15 protein-coding genes and 1 tRNA gene are annotated in these 17,296 nt (G+C 73.9%); 5 read left to right on the top strand and 11 right to left on the bottom strand.

All coding sequences use genetic code 11. The features are described 5' to 3' along the window. The first annotated feature begins 2 nt into the window (after window positions 1-2). The 3 genes from AC0VX6_RS28630 to AC0VX6_RS28620 all read left to right on the top strand — a co-directional run bounded on the left by AC0VX6_RS28630 (window position 3) and on the right by AC0VX6_RS28620 (window position 1,065). Window positions 3-491, top strand: a complete 489-nt coding sequence (locus tag AC0VX6_RS28630; protein ID WP_274975562.1) for a tRNA adenosine deaminase-associated protein — start codon at window positions 3-5, stop codon at window positions 489-491. Next, window positions 488-970, top strand: coding sequence for a nucleoside deaminase (locus AC0VX6_RS28625; RefSeq protein ID WP_274975561.1), 483 nt, complete (start codon window positions 488-490; stop codon window positions 968-970). The genes AC0VX6_RS28630 and AC0VX6_RS28625 overlap by 4 nt, the downstream gene beginning before the upstream one ends. Before the next feature lie 10 nt (window positions 971-980). Further along, window positions 981-1,065, top strand: a tRNA-Ser gene (locus tag AC0VX6_RS28620). Window positions 1,066-1,332: 267 nt separating this feature from the next. Here AC0VX6_RS28620 and AC0VX6_RS28615 read toward each other — a convergent pair. Continuing rightward, on the bottom strand, window positions 1,333-2,193 hold the full coding sequence (locus tag AC0VX6_RS28615) for a LacI family DNA-binding transcriptional regulator (protein WP_475467009.1): 861 nt from the start codon (window positions 2,191-2,193) through the stop codon (window positions 1,333-1,335). Beyond that, window positions 2,193-4,667: a glycoside hydrolase family 2 protein gene (locus AC0VX6_RS28610; RefSeq protein ID WP_475467007.1), complete on the bottom strand. Its 2,475-nt coding sequence runs from the start codon at window positions 4,665-4,667 to the stop codon at window positions 2,193-2,195. The genes AC0VX6_RS28615 and AC0VX6_RS28610 overlap by 1 nt, the downstream gene beginning before the upstream one ends. A gap of 172 nt (window positions 4,668-4,839) precedes the next feature. Here AC0VX6_RS28610 and AC0VX6_RS28605 point away from each other — a divergent pair, with 172 nt between their 5' ends. Beyond that, window positions 4,840-7,023 (top strand): alpha-galactosidase, encoded by a 2,184-nt coding sequence (locus AC0VX6_RS28605; RefSeq protein WP_475467005.1) that lies wholly within the window; start codon window positions 4,840-4,842, stop codon window positions 7,021-7,023. Window positions 7,024-7,137: 114 nt separating this feature from the next. Here the strand turns inward: AC0VX6_RS28605 and AC0VX6_RS28600 are convergent, their stop codons facing one another. Beyond that, window positions 7,138-7,827 (bottom strand): alpha/beta hydrolase, encoded by a 690-nt coding sequence (locus tag AC0VX6_RS28600; protein ID WP_274975557.1) that lies wholly within the window; start codon window positions 7,825-7,827, stop codon window positions 7,138-7,140. 465 nt (window positions 7,828-8,292) lie between these two features. Between AC0VX6_RS28600 and AC0VX6_RS28595 the strand changes: the two genes are divergently transcribed. Beyond that, on the top strand, window positions 8,293-9,552 hold the full coding sequence (locus AC0VX6_RS28595; RefSeq protein ID WP_274975556.1) for an ROK family transcriptional regulator: 1,260 nt from the start codon (window positions 8,293-8,295) through the stop codon (window positions 9,550-9,552). A gap of 130 nt (window positions 9,553-9,682) precedes the next feature. On the opposite strand, the gene AC0VX6_RS28590 is transcribed toward AC0VX6_RS28595, so the two are convergent. The 8 genes from AC0VX6_RS28590 to AC0VX6_RS28555 all read right to left on the bottom strand — a co-directional run bounded on the left by AC0VX6_RS28590 (window position 9,683) and on the right by AC0VX6_RS28555 (window position 17,209). Further along, window positions 9,683-10,237, bottom strand: coding sequence for a PadR family transcriptional regulator (locus tag AC0VX6_RS28590; RefSeq protein WP_274975555.1), 555 nt, complete (start codon window positions 10,235-10,237; stop codon window positions 9,683-9,685). A 293-nt stretch (window positions 10,238-10,530) separates the two neighbouring features. After that, window positions 10,531-11,388 (bottom strand): Rieske (2Fe-2S) protein, encoded by an 858-nt coding sequence (locus tag AC0VX6_RS28585; RefSeq protein WP_013155813.1) that lies wholly within the window; start codon window positions 11,386-11,388, stop codon window positions 10,531-10,533. A 120-nt stretch (window positions 11,389-11,508) separates the two neighbouring features. Continuing rightward, window positions 11,509-13,518, bottom strand: a complete 2,010-nt coding sequence (locus AC0VX6_RS28580) for an oxidoreductase (RefSeq protein ID WP_475467003.1) — start codon at window positions 13,516-13,518, stop codon at window positions 11,509-11,511. 197 nt (window positions 13,519-13,715) lie between these two features. Continuing rightward, window positions 13,716-14,741, bottom strand: a complete 1,026-nt coding sequence (locus tag AC0VX6_RS28575) for a mechanosensitive ion channel family protein (RefSeq protein WP_274975553.1) — start codon at window positions 14,739-14,741, stop codon at window positions 13,716-13,718. 300 nt (window positions 14,742-15,041) lie between these two features. Further along, the gene (locus AC0VX6_RS28570; protein ID WP_475469467.1) at window positions 15,042-15,599 is read right to left on the bottom strand and encodes a sigma factor-like helix-turn-helix DNA-binding protein; all 558 of its coding nucleotides are present in this window, start codon (window positions 15,597-15,599) and stop codon (window positions 15,042-15,044) included. A gap of 2 nt (window positions 15,600-15,601) precedes the next feature. Continuing rightward, window positions 15,602-15,973, bottom strand: a complete 372-nt coding sequence (locus tag AC0VX6_RS28565; RefSeq protein WP_274975552.1) for a sigma factor — start codon at window positions 15,971-15,973, stop codon at window positions 15,602-15,604. 4 nt (window positions 15,974-15,977) lie between these two features. Next, window positions 15,978-16,787 carry an SDR family oxidoreductase gene (locus AC0VX6_RS28560; protein ID WP_475467000.1) on the bottom strand — a complete coding sequence of 270 codons (810 nt, stop codon included), beginning with the start codon at window positions 16,785-16,787 and terminating at the stop codon, window positions 15,978-15,980. Beyond that, complete coding sequence (locus tag AC0VX6_RS28555; protein ID WP_475466999.1) at window positions 16,784-17,209, bottom strand: hypothetical protein; 426 nt, start codon at window positions 17,207-17,209, stop codon at window positions 16,784-16,786. Before AC0VX6_RS28555 ends, AC0VX6_RS28560 begins: the two co-directional genes overlap by 4 nt. Window positions 17,210-17,296: the final 87 nt, after the last annotated feature.

Here is a 17,296-nt window from a genome sequence, read left to right as displayed (position 1 = left end):
CGGTGTCGACCTTCGCAGCGGTCTTCGCTCCCAACGGGAGGACGTGGCGGGGAACCGAGGTCGAACTCGGGGACGTGGACGTCATCGACGACGTCACCGAACTGATGCTCGACTTCGCGACCGACCGGGGCAGCGGGGTCTCGATCCTGCTCGTGGAGGCCGACGACGAGTGGTTCGCCATCGTGCGCGCCGACGACGACGGCGGTGAGCCGCGCGTGTACCTCTCCGACGCGCGGGTGGTGCACGACCACCCGCTGGCCTCGGTGCTCTCCGAGGCCGGGGGGCTGGGCGCGCCGCCGCCCTCCGAGAGCGCCGGAGCCCGGCCCGACCCGCGGCCCGACGGCGACGGGAACCTGCTCTCCGACCTGGGCCTGACCGAGGAGGAGCTGCGCTCCCTGTCCGTCGGCGGCGGGGTCCTGCCCAGCGACGTCCTGGCCGTGGTGGCCGAGCGCGCGGGCTTCGCCGAGATCCTCGACGGTATGAGGCTGTGATCGGACGGGACGTCCTCGACGCCGCCCTGCTCGCGGCGATCGCCGAGGGCGAGGCCGCCCTGGAGACGGGTGACGTGCCGGTGGGCGCGGTCGTGCTGGACGCCGACGGCGCCGTCCTGGGCACCGGGCGCAACGAGCGCGAGGCCACCGGCGACCCCACCGCCCACGCCGAGGTGCTGGCGCTGCGGGCCGCCGCACGCGCGCGCGGTGAGTGGCGGCTGGGCGGCTGCACCCTGGTGGTCACCCTCGAACCCTGCACGATGTGCGCGGGAGCGACGGTGCTCTCCCGCGTGGACCGGCTGGTCTACGGCGCGCGGGACGCCAAGGCGGGCGCGGCCGGATCGGTGTGGGACGCGGTCCGCGATCCCCGTCTCAACCACCGCCCGGAGGTCGTCCCGCCGGACCTGGTGCCGCGGGAGCTGTCGGACAGGTGCTCCGATCTCCTGAGCCGGTTTTTCGCACGGCGCCGTATCCGGTAGAGTGTCTCGCGGTGGAGTCGCCTAGTGGCCGATGGCGCCCGCCTCGAAAGCGGGTAAGGGGCAACCCTTCGAGGGTTCAAATCCCTCCTCCACCGCACGAGGCCGATGCTCACGAGGGTGAGCGTCCGGCCGGTAGAGGTAGCGAGGGCCGGTTGGTCCGAGCCGACGCACGGTGTGCGCGGCACGGAGCAACCGGCCCTTCGCGTTTCCCGGATCGGGTTCCGGCGGCCGGAACGGGGTCAGGCGGCCGGAGCGCGGCCCCGGAGCGACCTGTCGGCCTGTCGACAGGTCGTCCCGTCGACAGACCGACAAGCCGGCGGACCGACAAGTCGACAAGCCGCCGTGGCGGCAAGCCGGTGCTGCTACCCCCCGGCGGGGGCCGGGCCGGTGCTGCCCCGGGGCACGAAGCGCGCAGCCGGAGACCACCGCTCCGCCACGGCCGCCCCGTCGGCGCACTCCAGGGCCGACTCCGCGACCGCGACCCCGTACCGGTACACGTCCACGCTCATGGTGGTGAGCGCGGGCTCGGCCAGGCGGCACATGGTCGAGTCGTCCCAGGCCACCAGGCTCAGCTGCTCGGGTACCCGCACGCCCATGCCGCGGGCGGCGTCCAGCCCGGCCACCGCCATCACGTCGTTGTCGTACAGGACCGCCGTCGGCGGGTCCTTCCGCTTGAGCAGTTCGCCGGTGAGCCGGGCGCCCGCCTCGGAGGAGTAGTCGCCCTCAAGAACCACCGGGTCGGGGATCCCCGCGGCCCGGCAGCCCTCCGCGAGGGCCTCCGTGCGGGCGCGTGTGTGCAGCAGCTCCACCGGCCCGGTCACCCGGGCGACGCGCTGGTGGCCCAGTTCCAGCAGGCGTTCCAGCGCCGTCCGGACCGGGGACACGTGGTCGGTCAGGACGGTGGGCGTGGCGGGGTCCGGGACCGGACTGCCCGCGACCACGGCGGGCAGGCCCAGCTCGCGCAGCACGGCGGGGCGCTCGTCCCCCTCGGTCGGGTTGACCACCACGACCGCGTCCACCAGCCGCCGCTCCGCCCACCGGCGGTAGGCGGCCAGCTCGGCCTCCCGGCCGGTCACCAGGTGCAGCAGGACCGACATGTCGCGCTCGGCCATCCGCTCCTCGATCCCGGCGATGAACTCCATGAAGAAGGGCTCGGCGCTCAGCAGGCGGCGCGGCCTGGCCAGGACCAGCCCGACCGCGCCTCCGGTCCCGGACCCGTCCATCACGCCCGCCGCGCGCGCAGGGAGTTGGCCGAGCGCAGGACGGGGGCGGCGGTCAGCGCCGCCGGGTCGACCTCCGCCCCGGTGCGCACCAGGAAGCTGTGCGTCTCCCCGGCCAGCAGGTCCACGAGCATGTCGTCCGCCTCGGCGTCGGGGGCCACCCGGTCGGCCAGCACGGAGACGTCCCTGGCGAAGGACGAGGCGCGCACCTCCACCCGGTAGCCGCCCTCCACGGGAGTGGCGGTGGCGGTCAGCGCGTCGGGGTCGTAGGACAGGTGGACGTCCTCGCGGAAGGGCCGCACGAGGCGGGCGTCGCGGGTCGTGGCCACGAGCACCTCCTCCTTCGCGTCCCCGGCCGCGAGCAGCTCCCGGGCCAGGTCGAACTCCGCCGCGGAACGGGGCGGCACGGCCAGCTCGATCCTAGCGGTGTGCAGCACCTCGCCCCCGAAGGTCTGGCGCTCCGCGCTGACCGGCTCCGACCAGGCCTCGTCGGTGTCGTTGACGGCCACCAGCACCAGCCGTCCGTCCCGGGGCTGGACGGTGAGCAGGCGCGGCGCGTAGGCGCGGCGCAGCCCGTACCAGAGCGGCTTGGGGCGCTCCTCGCCGTCCACGGCCGCCCAGGAGGTGACCGGCCAGCAGTCGTTGATCTGCCAGACCAGGGAGCCCGCGGTGCGCGGCCACCAGGATCGGAAGTGCTCGATGCCGAACGCCACCGCGCGGGCCTGGTTGAGCTGGGTGGCCCAGTGCCAGTCCTCGAAGCTCCTCGGCGTGGGCAGGTGGGCGGACAGGCCCCGGGCGAGCTTGCCGTTGCCGTCATCGGCCTTCTGGTGCAGCAGGAAGGCGGGCGAGGTGGGCGTGAGCGGCTCGTCGTGCACCCAGTCGGTGAGGGTGGCCCAGGTGGGCGGTCCCTGGAAGCCGAACTCGGAGCAGAACCGGGGCACGTGGTCCTGGTAGGCCCGGTAGTCGGTCTGGTTCCACACGGTCCACTCGTGGCGGGTGCCGTGCGCCTCGTCGTTGGGGTGGACCTCCTTCGGGGCGTACCCCGGGGTGTAGGGGCTGCCGTCGGCGTAGAACCGGGTGGGGTCGAGCTCGGCCACGACGCGGGGGAAGAGGTCGGTGTAGTAGCCGTAGCCCCAGGTCCGGTCCCCGAGCCGCTCCTGCCAGCCCCAGTCCATGAAGCCCCAGAGGTTCTCGTTGCCGCCGTTCCACAGCGCCAGCGAGGCGTGCGAGGTCAGGCGCGCGACGTTCTCCCGGGCCTCGGCCTCGAACTCACTCCACAGCGGCTCCTCCTCGGGGTAGGCGGCGCAGGCCAGGAGGAAGTCCTGCCACACGAGGACGCCGCGCTCGTCGCAGACGTCGTAGAAGTCCTCGCTCTCGTAGATCCCGCCGCCCCACACGCGCAGCATGTTCATGTGCGCGCCGACGGTCTGGTCCACGCGCCGTGCCAGGCGCTCGCGCGTGATCCGGGTGAGGAAGTGGTCGTCGGGGATCCAGTTGGCGCCCTTGACGAAGATCGGCTTGCCGTTGACCACGACGGTGAAGGGGGTGCCGTGCTCGTCGGGAGCGGTGTCCACGGTGATGGTGCGAAAGCCCACGCGGCGGTCCTCGGAGCCCAGCGGCCCGACCTCCCCGTCCGCGGTCAGGGTGACGGACAGGTCGTACAGGGGCTGGTCGCCGTGGCCGACCGGCCACCACAGGCGGGCGTCGGGCACCTCGACCACGACCACGCCGCTCTCCGCGCCGGGAGCCACGTCGGCGGCGGCCCGCACACCGGCGACCTCGGCCGCCAGGACCAGGCCGGAACCGGGAGCGCTCCCGGACCACTCGACGTCGGCGTGCACCTCCACCCGGCCGGTGCCGTCCCCGCCCACGGTGACCAGCGGGCGCACCTGGGACAGGCGGGCGGTGCGCCACCGCTCCAGGCGCACGGGCTTCCAGATCCCGGCGGTCTGGAGGTCGGGTCCCCAGTCCCAGCCGAAGGAGCAGGCCATCTTGCGGACCATGTTGTACGGGTGCGTGTTGGTGTGCGGCCGCTCGCCGAGTTCCCCGCGGACCTCCTCGGCGTACTCCAGCGCGGACCGGAAGTCGACCACGAGTTCGTTGGTCCCGGCGCGCAGCGCGTCGCGCACGTCGAAGCGGTATCCGCGGTGCATGTTGGCGGTGGTGCCGAGCACGGTGCCGTTGAGCTCCACGGTGGCCACCGTGTCCAGGCCGTCGAAGGCCAGGTCGACGCGCTCGCCGTCCTCGACGGCGTCGGCCTCGAAGGTGAGGGAGTAGCGCCAGCCCGCGCGGTGCATCCAGGCCAGTTCGGTCTCGTTGCTGTCCAGGTAGGGCTCGGGGATCAGACCGGCGGCCAGCAGGTCCAGGTGGGTGCTTCCGGGGACCCGGGCGGGGACGGTGCGGCCCGCGACGTTCTCCGGGACGGGCCCGCTCGTCGCGGACAGCAGCCAGCCGTCGTGCAGGGTGTGACGGATCATCTGTGCCTCTCGGGGCTTCGGGGGCGGGGACGCCCGGCGTGTCCGCGGAGCACGCTCCGCGGGGCGTCGCGGTCGTCGTCGGGTGGCGGTCCCTCTTGCGCGAACCAGCCACCTCGGGGATTCTTACTTTTCCGAACAAAGTAAGTCAACCCTGTTCCCGACCACGAAGGACGTGGCGACCGTGGCATCGCACCGCCCCCTCTCCGGCGGCTCCGACCTCCCCCACCTGCGCGCCGCCGGGGTGAGCCTCCTGCTGGACCTGACCGGCGAGACCCTGCCCCGGGTCCTGCACTGGGGCTCCGACCTGGGCGACCTCTCCCGCGGGGAGCTGGACGACCTGCGCCTGGCGCTGAGCCCGCAGCCCATCGGGTTCTCCGTGGACGGGCCGGTGGAGGTGGCCGTGCTCCCCGAGCAGTCCGCCGGCTGGCTCGGCACGCCGGGCCTGGTCGGCAACCGGGGCGGCGCCGACTTCTCCACCGCCTTCCGCGTGCGCGAGTCCGCGGTGGAGCACGGCTCCCCGGAGGGCGGGCGCCTGACCGTCCGCGCCGAGGACGCCCGGGCCGGGCTCGTCCTGGACCTCGTGGTCGAACTGGCCCCCTCGGGCCTGGTCCGCCAGCGCGCCACCGTCACCAACGGGGCCGCGTCCCCCTTCGCCGTGGACGCCGTCAACCTCGTCCTCCCCGTCCCGGCCGAGGCGGTCGAGCTGCTCGACTTCGGCGGGCGCCACATGCGCGAGCGCAGCCCGCAGCGGACCGCCTTCACCCAGGGCCTGCGGGTGCGCGAGAACCGCACCGGGCGCACGGGGTACGACGCGGCCCACCTGCTGGCCGCGGGAACGCACGGCTCCGGCAACCGCTCCGGCGAGGTGTGGGCCGTGCACACGGCCTGGTCGGGCAACCACCGCACCTTCGCCGAGCGCACCTACCACGCGGTGTCCCTGCTGGGCTCGGGCGAGCTGCTGCTCTCCGGGGAGGTCGTGCTGGCCGAGGGGGAGTCCTACACCACCCCGTGGCAGTACGGCTCGCACGGGCACGGCCTGGACGAGGTCTCCGCCCGCTTCCACCGGCACCTGCGCTCGCGCCCGCACCACCCCTCCACACCGCGCCCGGTGGTCGTCAACACCTGGGAGGCCGTGTACTTCGACCACGACCTCGACCGGCTGCGCGAGCTGGCCGACGCCGCCGCCCGCGTGGGCGCCGAGCGGTTCGTGCTCGACGACGGCTGGTTCGGCTCGCGCCGCGACGACCGGCGCGGCCTCGGCGACTGGTACGTCTCCGACGAGGTGTGGCCGGACGGGCTGGGCCCGCTCACCGACCACGTCACCGGGCTCGGCATGCAGTTCGGGCTGTGGGTGGAGCCGGAGATGGTCAACGAGGACTCCGACCTGGCCCGCGCGCACCCCGACTGGATCATGGCCGCGGGCGACCGGCTGCCCCGGCCGGCGCGCTCCCAGCAGGTGCTCGACCTGGCCCGCCCGGAGGCGTTCGCGTACGTCTTGGAGCGCCTGGACGACCTGCTGTCCGCCTACCCGGTCTCCTACCTCAAGTGGGACCACAACCGGGACCTGGTGGACGCCGGGCACCGGCCGACCGGGCGGGCCGGGGTCCACGGCCAGACCCTGGCGGTCTACCGGCTGATGGACGAACTGCGCCGCCGCCACCCGGGCGTGGAGATCGAGTCCTGCTCGTCCGGCGGCGGGCGGGTGGACCTGGGAGTGCTGGAGCGCACCGACCGCGTGTGGGTCTCCGACTGCATCGACGCCCTGGAGCGGCAGGACATCCAGCGGTGGACCAACGCGCTCGTCCCGCTGGAGCTGATGGGCACCCACGTGGGGGCGGGCACCGCGCACACCACCGACCGCCGCCACACCGTCGACTTCCGGGCCGGGACCGCCCTGTTCGGGCACTTCGGGATCGAGTGGGACCTCACCCGGGCCGACGGCGCCGAGCTGGCCCGCCTGCGGGAGTGGGTGGAGCTGTACAAGGAGCTGCGCGGTCTGCTGCACACGGGAACCGCCGTGCACGGCGACCACCCGGACCCGGCGGTCCGGGTGCACGGCGTGGTCGCCGAGGACCGGTCCGAGGCGCTCTACGCGATCGTCGCCACGGGGACCTCGGAGCTGTACCCGACCGGGCCCGTCCGGCTGCCGGGTCTGAACCCCGAGGCGGTCTACCGGGTCCGCCCGCAGGCGCCCGGGGACGTGCCCGACGGCAACGCCCACCGGTGGGGGGTGCCGCTGCCCTGGTGGACCCCCGAGGGCGTCCGCGTCAGGGGCGCGGTGCTGGAGAACGCGGGACTCCAGGCGCCGGTGCTCTTCCCGGAACGGCTGGTCCTGGTGCGTGCCACCCGGCTCTGAACCCGGTCGCGGGCCGGTGCACGGGAGGGCCGGGTGCGGTGCGTCCGGAGGGGCGCGGCGTTCCGTCGTGCGCGGCGGCACGGGTGTGACGGGTGCGGCCCGGGTGCGGCGGGGCTATCCCCGCGGCTCCCGGGCGCAGGCGTCCAGCACCGTGCCCGCGAAGTCGGTGACCAGGCGGTTCCAGGTGCGCCAGCGCAGCATCGCGTGCACGTCCAGGGGCACCCGGACGAACTCCGCGGACTCCGCCACGCGGGCGATCCGCGCGGTGTGGTCGGCCGACGCCCGGGGACTGGTGGTCAGGTCGCGGGAGCCGTGGGCGAGGAGCACGCGTCGGCCGAGCAACTGCTCCACCGGTTCCCCCTCGGGAATCCACGGGGCCAGCGCCGCGACGCCGCGCACTCCGGGCAGCCCGCCCGAGCGCAGGGCCACGCGCCCGCCCAGCGAGTGGCCGACGAGGACCACCGGCACGCCGCCCAGGTGGCGCCTGACCTCGTCGACCGCGCGTCCGGCGTCCTCCAGGGATGACCGTCCGTCGCCGTTCCACCCGCGCACGCGGTTGCGCACCCGCCACACGGCCAGTCCGCGGTCGCCGTGCGCGCGGGCCAGCGCGGAGGCGAACGGGTCCATCCGCCGGACGGCGAGCTGTCGCTGTTCTGTGCTCATCAGCCCGGTGACCTGGCCGCCGTGCAGCACGATGGCCACCGCGGCCACCGGGCGGGGCGGCGCCCACCGGGTGATCCATGGGCCCAGCGGCCCTAGGGGCCGCTCGGCCGACCGGGGGCGGTGCGTGGGAGAAGCACGCATGCTCGGTGGACTCCCTTCTGAGGGGGACCGCGCGGCACGGCGCCGCTCGGTTCGGTCTCCCCGGGTTCTTCGGAGCCGGGGCCGTGCCGGATTGCCCGCGTCCGGCCCGGCGTCCCCGCGCGGGCGCGAGACGGCGTGCGGCGGCCCGCGGGCAGCCCCGGAACGCTGCCGTCCCCGGCGCGGGCGCGTCACGGAGGCGCGGCGGGCGGGGGAGCGGCCCGGGAGGGGGCCGTCCCCGTGCGGGCGCGGCGCGGAGGAGGGGCCGGGTTGCCGTCCCCGCGCGCGGGCGCGACACTTGGCCCACACTCGCCCGCCGGACGCGAAGGGGCGGGTCCCCGCGCGCGGGCGCGACGCGACCGGCCCCGGAGAAGCGACCCGGGCGGTCCGCGCGCGGACGCGGCGTCCCGGAGCGGGGGAGAGCACAGCGCGGACCGCGGCCGGGGACCGGCCGTCGAGGTGGTGGAGGTGGCATTGGGCGGGCCGTCGCGGGTGATCCCGCACACGACGAGCAGGGCGGCGGTCCTCGACGTCATCCGTGCCGCGGGCACGATCAGCCGCGTGGGGCTGGTGGAGGCCACCGGGTTCACCGGCGCCACCATCTCCACCGTCGTCCGCAGGCTCATCGACGACGGCCTGGTCCTGGAGACCGGGCGCGCCGAGTCCACCGGCGGCAAGCCGCGCGTCCTGCTCCGGCTCAACCGCGAGTCGCGCTACGCCGTGGGCGTCCACATCGACCCCATCGGCATCACCTACGCCCTCATCGACCTCACCGGCGCCGTGGTCTCCCGGATGACCCGCGCCGGGGTGAACCGGGACGAGGACCCCGCCGAGACCACCTCCCGCATGTCCCGGCAGGTGGAGGCCCTGGTGGAGGGCGCCGGTGTGGACCGCGAACGGGTGCTCGGCGTCGGGCTGGTCGCCCCGACCGGCGCGCTCCACCGGCACCCCTCACTGCGGCACTGGGCCGACTACCCCGCGGCCGAGGAGCTGGAGGACGCGGTCGGCCTGCCCGTGGTGCCGGGCAACGACGCGACCGCCGCCGCCCTCGGCGAGTACTGGTCCGGCGTGGTCGGCGGTTCGTCCATCTTCGCCGCCGTGTACATGGGCACCGGCGTCGGCGCCGGGGTCCTGGTCAACGGCATCCCCTACCACGGGGCCAGCGGCAACGCCGGGGAGATCGGGCACGTGTGCCTGGACGTGGACGGGCCGCTGTGCTGGTGCGGCGGGCGCGGGTGCGCCGAGGCGGTGGCCGGCCCGGCCGCCGTCGTGGCGGCCGCCCGGGCCGACGGGGAGCTCGCCCGCACCGCCGGCCTCACCCGGGACGGCGTCCGGGTCCGGCCGTCGGTGGGCGCGGAGTTCACCGCCGTGGTCCGCGCGGCCCGCATGGGCCAGCCCACCGCCCGCGCCCTGCTGGACCGCTCCGCCCGCCGCCTGGCCGTGGCGGTCCGCACGCTGGCCAACCTGATGGACCTGGACCTGCTGGTGCTGACCGGTTCGAGCCTGGCCGCGGCGGGGTCGGTCTACCTGCCCGTCATCCAGGAGGAGCTGGACCGGGCCTTCTTCGCCCGCGCCGCCCACCCGGTCGAGGTGCGCATGTCCACGTCGGCCGCGACCGCGCCCGCCATCGGCGCGGCGGCCATGGTCCTCCAGGGCCAGCTGGTTCCGCTGCGCCCCGGGCTGCGACTGCCCGCGAACCTGTCGGAGTCCGGGGCGGACTGGGACTGAGCGCCCCACGGGACCGTCCGCGGGGGCCGGTCCGGTCAAGCGTCCGGAACCCGCCGGAAAACCGTCCGCCCGGTGTCGGGCGCCCCCAGACCGCCGCCGCCGGGCGTCCGGGGCGCCCCCGGGGACGCGGTCAGGCGTCCGGGACGCCCTCCCCGGCGCCCTCCAGCTCCTCGACGGCTCGGGTCAGCCACGCCACCCACCCGGCCTCCACGTCGATGCCGCCGAGCAGCACCAGGCGCTGGACCCGCTCCCGTTCGGTGGCGGGCCCGTCCGGGTAGTCGCGCCGCTCGAACCCGCGGTACTCCTCCAGCCGCAGCAGGTGCAGATCGCGGTGGCGGCGCAGTTCCGCGACCAGGCCGCGCACGCCCACCACCCCGGCGGCGCGCAGCCGCAGCGGCAGCGGGTCGCGGGAGGCCCTGGGGTCCTCGCGCAGGTCCACCCAGCGCTCCAGCTCCTCCCGTCCCGCGGGCAGCACCTCGTACTCCTTGCGCCCTCCGCGGGTCGGCCCGTCCGTCGCCAGCGCCCGGATCAGCGCCGCCCGCTCCAGCTTGCCCAGCTCCCGGTAGATCTGCTGGTGGGTGGCCGACCAGAAGTACCCGATCGAGCGGTCGAAGCGCCGGGCCAGCTCCAGGCCGGACGAGGGCTTCTCCAACAGGGCGGTCAGGATGGCGTGGGGCAGGGACATGGGCGCATTCTAGGCAGTGTTCTTTGGGGCCTCCGCTTCGCTTCGTCCCACCCGTCGCCCGCCACCACCCTCAACGGACGCTGCGCGCAGTCCTTCTTGTGTTCGGGCGTCCGAAGAACGGGAACCTTCGGTGCCTCCGGTGAGACGGCTCGTGCCCACCCGTCGCCCACCACCACCCTCAACCGACGCCTACGGCGCAGTCCTGCTTGCAGTCCCGCCTCCGTCACCTCCAGAACCCCGTGGACGCCCGAAGACCCCCCTGTAGCAGGCTCAGAAAAAAGATCCGCGCCCCATCACGGAGCGGACTCGGGGAGGCGGACCATGACCCTGCCCTCCACGACCGACGCATCCAGGACCTGCGGCGGAGCGGTCGCGGGACCGTGGACCACCGTCCCGTCGTCCAGGCGGAACTCGCTGCCGTGCCAGGGGCAGCGCACGCACCCGTCCACCCGCTCGCCCTCGGCCAGGGGAGCGCCCATGTGCGGGCACGTGCCCAGCATCGCGCTCACGGAGCCGCCCGTCCGCGCCACCAGGACCGGGACACCCGCCACGTCGCCCCCGCCGAGACCGCCGTCGTCGAAGCCGTCCAGCGGGCCGAGGTCGTGCCAGCCCCCGGGCAGCAGGTCGACCAGGTGGTCGGCGCTGTTGGCGCCCGCCGACCGGTAGTAGGCCATGTGCCCGCCCAGGGACCCGCTCAGGCCGACCACGCCCACGCCGACCAGCGCCAGGAACCTCCCCCAGCCCTGGCGGCCGCGTGCCCGGGCCAGCGAGGAGGCGCCGAACAGCAGGGTGCCGACGCCGTTGGTCGCCGCGTGCACCACGCCCACGCGCTGCTGGCGCTCGTGCTGCTGCGACCAGTCCGCCAGGCCGCTCACCACGGCGGGCAGGGTCGTGACCAGACCGGCGTTGACCAGCGCGTGCGCGCTGCGGCGGTGGTCCCCGGGCAGCGAGTCCAGCAGGACCGCCGCCATCCACGTACCGAGGGGCAGCTGCACCAGGATCGGATGGACGGGGTGCCCGAGCTGGACCCCGTGCAGCATGTCGCGGACGGTGCCGGACGGGATCCGTTCGGCCAGGCTCTTCATGCTGGAGACCGCGGGGTCGAGCTGCTCGTCGCGTTCGATCCGGCGGATGCGTTCACCGATTCTCATGGTGGTGCGGCTACCCGGGGTGCGCGCGTGCCACTCACGGGACACCGGGCCGCGCGGATCCTTGAACCCGGCTTTCCCCGGCCTCCCGTTGCTCCTGCGCCGGGGAGGCCGGGGCGGGCGTCACAGCGCGGCGGCCAGTCGGGTGCCCTGGTCGATCGCCCGCTTGGCGTCGAGCTCGGACGCCTCGTCGGCGCCGCCGATCAGGTGGACCGCGCGGCCCGAGGCGGTCAGCTCGTCGGCGAGGTCCCGGAGCGGCTCCTGGCCCGCGCACACCACGACGGTGTCCACGTCGAGCACGCGCTTCTCCCCGTCGACGGTCAGGTGCAGGCCCTCGTCGTCGATCCGGTCGTACTCGGCCCCCGCGACCGTCTCCACGCCGCGGTGGCGCAGCTCCAGCCGGTGGATCCACCCGGTCGTCTTTCCCAGGCCCGCGCCGACCTTGCCGGTCCTGCGCTGGACCAGGTGCACCGTGCGCGGCGACGCCGGACGCAGGGGCTCGCCGAGGCCGCCCCGGGAGGCGGGGTCGGTGTCCACGCCCCACCTGCGCAGGAACTCCCCGGTGTCGACGTCGCCCCCGCCGTCGGTGAGGAAGGCGGCCACGTCGAAGCCGATGCCGCCCGCGCCGATGACCGCCACGCGCTCGCCGACCTCGGCGTTCCCGCGCAGGACGTCCGCGTAGCCCACCACCTTGGGGTGGTCCACGCCCGGGATCCCCGGCACACGCGGGGTGACGCCGGTGGCGAGCACGACCTCGTCGTAGCCCTCCAGGTCGGCGGCCCCCACCCGGGTGCCCAGCCGCACGTCCACCCCGTGCCGGTCGAGCTGGACGCGGTAGTAGCGCAGGGTCTCGTCGAACTCCCGCTTGCCCGGCACGCGGCGGGCCAGGTTCAGCTGGCCGCCGATCTCCCCGGCCGCGTCGAACAGCGTGACCTCGTGCCCGCGCTCGGCGGCGGACACGGAGCAGGCGAGCCCGGCGGGTCCGGCGCCCACGACGGCCACCCTCCTGCGCAGGCGGGTGGGGGAGAGCACGAGTTCGGTCTCGTGGCAGGCGCGCGGGTTCACCAGGCAGGAGCTGACCTTCAGGCTGAACGTGTGGTCCAGGCAGGCCTGGTTGCAGCCGATGCAGGTGTTGATCTGCTCGGGGGTGCCCGCCGCGGCCTTGGCGACGAAGTCGGGGTCGGCCAGGAAGGGGCGGGCCAGGGAGACCATGTCGGCGTCGCCCCCGGCCAGGATCTCCTCGGCGACCTCGGGGGTGTTGATGCGGTTGACCGCGACGAGCGGCACGGACACCCGGCCCCGGAGCCTGCGGGTCACCCAGCTGTAGGCGCCGCGCGGAACGGACGTGGCGATGGTGGGGATGCGCGCCTCGTGCCAGCCGATGCCGGTGTTGATGATGGTCGCCCCGGCCTCCTCCACGGCCTCCGCCAGCCGGACCACCTCGTCGAACGTGGAGCCGCCGGGGACCAGGTCGAGCATGGACAGCCGGTAGACCACGATGAAGTCGGCGCCGACGCGTTCGCGCACGCGCCGCACGATCTCCACGGGGAAGCGCATGCGGTTCTCGAAGGAGCCGCCCCAGTCGTCCTCGCGCCTGTTGGTGGCCCGGGCGATGAACTGGTTGATCAGGTACCCCTCGGAGCCCATGATCTCCACACCGTCGTACCCGGCGTGCCTGGCCAGTTCGGCGGCGCGGGCGAAGTCCTCGATGGTGCGCTCGACCTCGTCGCCGGTGAGTGCCCGGGGCGTGAAGGCGCTGATGGGGGCCTGGATCGCGCTCGGCGCCACCGCGTCCTCGTTGAAGGCGTAGCGGCCGGTGTGCAGGATCTGCATGGCGATGCGCCCGCCCTCGCGGTGCACGGCCTCGGTGACCACGCGGTGCTCCCCGGCCTCCGCCTCGGTGGTCATCTTCGCGGCGCCCTCGTAGGTGGCGCCCTCGGGGTTGGGGGCGATGCCGCCGGTGACGATGAGGCCGACGCCGCCCCGGGCGCGCTCGGCGTAGAAGGCGGCCATCCGCTCGAAGCCGCCCGGCGCCTCCTCCAGGCCCAGGTGCATGGAGCCCATGACCACGCGGTTGGCGAGGGTGGTGAAGCCCAGGTCCAGCGGTTCCAGCAGGTGGGGGTAGTCGCCCATGTCGTCTCCTCGCGCGGTGCCTCACGGGCCGGTGTCCGGTCGGCCCGCACCCATTATGCAACAAGTTGCAAAAAGGGTCGTGGGCGCACCTCGTGTACCGGGGAGGCGGGCCCGGACATGACGCGTCCCCCGTCCCGGCGGACGGGACGGGGGACGAGGCGGTCCGGGAGGGGGCGTGCCGGGGAGCGGATCCGGGGTCAGCTGCGCTGACGGCCGACGCCGCTGACGTGCCCGTTGCCCTCCGAGCCCGCGTCCGGGCCGCCATCGTGGCGCATCCAGACCGTGCGCTGCGGGAAGGGGATGTCGACACCCGCTTCGTCGAGCGCGTCCTTGACGCGTCGGCGCAGCTGGCGTGTGATGCCCCACTGCTGGAGCGGTACGGTCTTGACGACCATGCGGACCGTGACGCAGTCGGCGTCCAGGGACTGCACGCCCCACACCGCCGGGTCCTCCAGGAGCCACTTGCCGTGCTCCGGGTCCTCGCGCAGTTCCGCCCCGGTGCGCTCCAGGACCTCGTAGACGGTGTCGAGGTCGGCGTCGTAGGCGACACCGACGTCGAGGACGGCGCGTGCCCAGCCCTGGCTGTCGTTCTTCACGCGCAGGATCTCGCCGTTGCGGATGTACCACAGCCCGCCGTGGAGGTCGCGGACCTTGGTGATGCGCAGGCCGACGTGCTCGACCGTGCCGATCGCCTCGCCGAGGTCGACGGTGTCGCCGACCCCGTACTGGTCCTCCATCATGATCATCAGCCCCGACATGTAGTCGGCTACCAGGGACTGCGCACCGAAGCCGATCGCCAGACCGACCACGCCCGCGCTGGCGAGCAGCGGGCCGAGCGCGATGCCGATCTGGTCCAGGATCATGGCCACCGCCATGACGGTGACGACCACGGTGACGATGCTGTTCAGCACGGTGCCCAGGGTCCTGGCCCGCTGCTCGCGCCTTTCCGCGGCGCGGGCGTGGCCGCGCTGGAGGACGGCCGCGCCGCGGCCGTTGCGGCGGGGCCTGTCGTCGTCGCCCTCCTCGGGCGGCTGGGTGGCGCGCCGCAGAGCGCGGTCGATCGCACGTTTGCCCAGAGCCCGTACCAGGACGGCGGCGACGACGATGAGGAGAATGCTCAGGAGTGTGCCGGTGAGAGCCCCGGCGTTCTCACGCAGCCAGTCCGGTGCGTTGAGGGCCTGGTCGGCCAGGTCCCCCTGGGAGAGGGTGAAGTGGGATGACACGGGATGATCGCCTTCTTGTCGTAGGGACGGAGATCTTCCGGGTTGGCGGCCGAGAGGGAGCGGCGTGCGCGGACCCCGTGTTGTCGGGTGCGCACGCACCGCCACCCCGACTCGACCGTCCCGCCCCCGAGGGTAGGGGCGGGGTGCCACCCGATCGGACGGACGCCGAGGTCACGGGGCTGTTTGCCGGCTACTCGGCCCGAAGCTGATGTCGCCGCGTCCTGGGATCGCGAGAGCCTGACGCCGCCTGTACCTGCCAGGGGCTCGGGTCGGCGTCGGCGGTCGGTGGGGCTCTGGTCGTCAGTCCCTGTCGTCGTCGGTCCAGGCGTGAAGCTTGTCCGGGTTGACCACCAGCCACAGGTTGGACACCAGGCCGTCGCGCACGTTCAGGGCGAGGACGGCGACGGTGGTGCCGGCGATGCGGACCCTCACACCGGGGGCTCCGTTGACGTTCTCCTCGACGAGTTGCACCCCGGGTTCCTTGCGCATGAGACCGAGGAAGAGGCGGGCCACCTTGTCCCGGCCGACGACCGGGCGCAGGGCCGCGCGCACCTTGCCGCCGCCGTCGCTGAGCGACGCGACTTCGGGGTCGAGGAGGTCGATGAGGGTGTCGAGGTCGCCGGTCTCGCAGGCGACCCGGAACGCGGTGACGACCTGCCGGTGTTTCTCTGCCGTACTGCTGCCAGGCCGTTGGCCGGCGATACGCCGCCGGGCGGACGCGGCGAGCTGTCGGCAGGCCGCGGGGGTGCGGCCCACCGTCTCGGCGATCTCGGCGAATGGCACGCCGAAGACGTCGTGGAGGACGAAGGCGACGCGTTCCGCCGGAGTGATCGATTCCAGGACCACGAGCATTCCCATGCTCACCGACTCGTCGAGGGTGATGCGGTCGGCGGGATCTGCGCCGCCTTCGCGGCCCGTGCTGGTCCACAGGGTGTTGTGCCGGACGGGCTCCGGCAGCCATTGACCGTGTAGCGCTCCCGGCGGACCCGCGCCGACGCGAGGTGGTCGAGGCAGATCCGTGAGGCGACCCGGGTCAGCCAAGCCAGCGGTGCGTCGATCCCCTGCCGCCCCTCCTCGGACAGGGCGTACCAGCGGGCGTACGTCTCCTGGACCACATCCTCGGCGTCCTGCACGGAGCCGAGCATCCGGTAACCGAGGTTGAGCAGCCGGCGGCGCTCGGCCATGAGGGCGCCGAGGGGAGGGTCCTGGGCCGACCCGGAGGGTGTGGACACGGCGTCATCCCTCCTGGACGGTGTGCTGGGCGAGCCATGCCCCGAAGGTCTGGCTGCCCCGCGGCCCTTGTCCGGCAGGCAGCAGACCCCCGCCCGCCATGGCCGTGCCCACGGCGCCGGGCATCCTCATCGGCAGCAGCAGACGCCGCTGGTTCCGGTCCCGCAGCAGTCGGCGCACCATGTCGACCATCTGCTCGACCTGCGGTCCGGCGAGCTCGGGGGCCATGCCCTGGGCCGGGGCCATCGTGAGCCGCACGAGCTGCTGGGCCACCTCACGGGCCGCGACCGGCTGGGTCCGCATCCGGGGCGCCACCGCCAGTGGCCCTGGCACCCGGTCGAGGGTCTGTTCCGCGAACTCGTGGAACTGGGTGGCGCGCAGCACCGTCCACGGCGTCCGCCCGCTCTTCGCCACGTCCTCCTGGCGCAGTTTCCCCTGGTAGTAGCCGAAGCCGATCTGGTCGATGCCGACGATCGACAGCAGGACGTGGTGGCCCACCCCGGCTCGCTCACCGGCGTCCAGGAGGTTGCGGCCGACGATGCCGAAGAACGCGATGGCCTTCTTGTCGCTCATCGTCGTCACATTGCTCACGTCGATGACCGCCTCCACGCCCGCCATGGCCGCGTCGAGGCCGACGCCTGTCACAAGGTCCACACCCTGCGACCGGGCCAGCACCACCGGCTCATGCCCGGCCGCGGCCAGTTCCCCGACCACATACCGGCCGACCAGCCCGGTCCCGCCCGCCACTGCCACCCGCATACCGGACCCCTCCTTCACGCTCATGTAGCCGTCGTCGCCGTTGTCGCCGAACGTCATCGGGTGTCGTTCCGCCGTCCGAGGAGGTCAGGCACCAGGAGCAGGGCCGACAGGAGCACCAGTGCGGACAGGGAGACGGCGTTGAGCACCTGGTCACGCATGTCGTACATGTCGAGGTGCTGTACGTGGTAGATGAGGTGCAGCACGTTGAAGACCAGCCACACCGCTCCCGTCGTCTGGACCAGTCGGGTGTTTCGCACAGAGCTCAGCGTGACGAGCGTCAGCACGGCCAACGCCAGGAACATGGCCCCGACGTCCTTGGAGAGGTGCTCGTTGTAGGGGCCCAGCTGGGGCAGCCAGCTGAGCCCGAGGCCGGGGAAGTTCGCATACCAGCTTGTCGGGGCGAAGTAGGCCCAGAGCCCTGTGTACAGGCCGACCGCGGCCAGGGGGCCGAGACTTGCGTAACGGAGTTTCGTGTTCATGCCTCCATGACGACACAGCGCCCTGAAATGTGAGACGGGTCGCCGCGCTGTTGATTCCAGGGATTGGCCTGCGCAGATCAGAGGATT

The sequence above is a fragment of the Nocardiopsis sp. iso_25 genome (genome assembly GCF_056173305.1).
The sequence above is the reverse complement of the archived record's forward strand: the minus strand, read 5'-3'. Positions and strand labels throughout refer to the sequence as shown.